Annotated in this window: 1 protein-coding gene and 1 pseudogene; both read right to left on the minus strand. The window is 56.9% G+C overall.

Features of this window, described 5'->3' with window-relative positions; translation table 11 throughout:
- The coding region (locus GCE01_RS16615; protein ID WP_145995827.1) for an IS110 family transposase at positions 1-524 on the minus strand (524 nt) is incomplete at its 3' end.
- 265 nt (positions 525-789) lie between these two features.
- A pseudogene (locus GCE01_RS16620) lies at positions 790-1109 on the minus strand (IS5/IS1182 family transposase); the annotation flags it as partial.

Below are 1109 nucleotides of genomic sequence, written 5' to 3' on the forward strand. Positions count from 1 at the left end.
CCTAAGTCGGGCAAGACTGCTTCAAGCCTGGGGGATGCCCAACGAATGAGATCAAGCAGGCGCCGCCTGGCATCTGCGACCACGTTCTGAAAGCGGCTTCTCTGTTTGGTTAGACGTTGAAGAGCGTGGCTTCGCGGATCCGGAATGTGGACCGGATCAAGACGTGGTCCACCAAATGACGGTATGGCGGCCAGGATCTGGGCATCAGCCATATCCGTTTTGGCGTGTTCGGAAGGGTAACGGCGTAGAGCCTTGACCCGTTTTCCCTTGACGCGAGCCACGGTGACGCCAGCATCTGCAAGATGGTGGGCAACAGGAAACCAGCTCATGCCGGTTGGCTCCATGATGGCCTGAATGTGGTCATTCGCCCTCAGCCCCATCACGGCTGTCTGAACAAAAGCGGCGAGTGAAGGCTGATCGTGCCTGAAACGAATTGCACGGCCATTAGGGCGGCCATCGTCGTAGATCTGAGCGAGGTGATCTCCGCGAATGGCCAGATCAATACCAATGGTACGGAATGTCATGGTCGGTCCTTTCTGGTGAGGGAACCAACGTTACGGTCACAGTCAGGTGTGTCATTCGTGGCCGATCAACTTCACTCAAAGCAGACGCTACAATCATGTTACTCTTGCCCCGTCAGCGCGGCCGGACCGGGTTCATGCTTCACAAAAGACGAGACGATCGGCGGATCTCTCAGGGACTTCAGCCCCGAACCGGGTCTGATCCACAACCACGTCTCCGAAGCCTGCGCTTCTCCGACTTTCTCCATGGCATCAAACCCGGTCCCGCTATCGATACCTGGGATTTGTAGCCAAAGAACGGAATAGCCAGATCCGTTGTGGAGATCGTCCCGTCATCCTGACGCTTCGCCTTCGTGAACTTCAGCGTCCAGCGCGCATGACGATCCTTGTGCGACAGCTTTGCGGGTTTGTCCTGCCAGTCTTCAGGAATACGTCCTGCCCGAAGATCGGCTTTTTCTGCATTGGTGTTCCGCTGCTTGGGAGCAGCCACCAGTGTGGCATCCAAGATCTGGCCGGACATCGGCAGATAACCGGCGTTGCGCAGGGTCGCATCAAAGCGCTCAAGCAGTCTTTCAATAGCTCCCGCCT

Source organism: Gluconobacter cerinus, from assembly GCF_002723935.1.
Lineage (GTDB): Bacteria > Pseudomonadota > Alphaproteobacteria > Acetobacterales > Acetobacteraceae > Gluconobacter > Gluconobacter cerinus.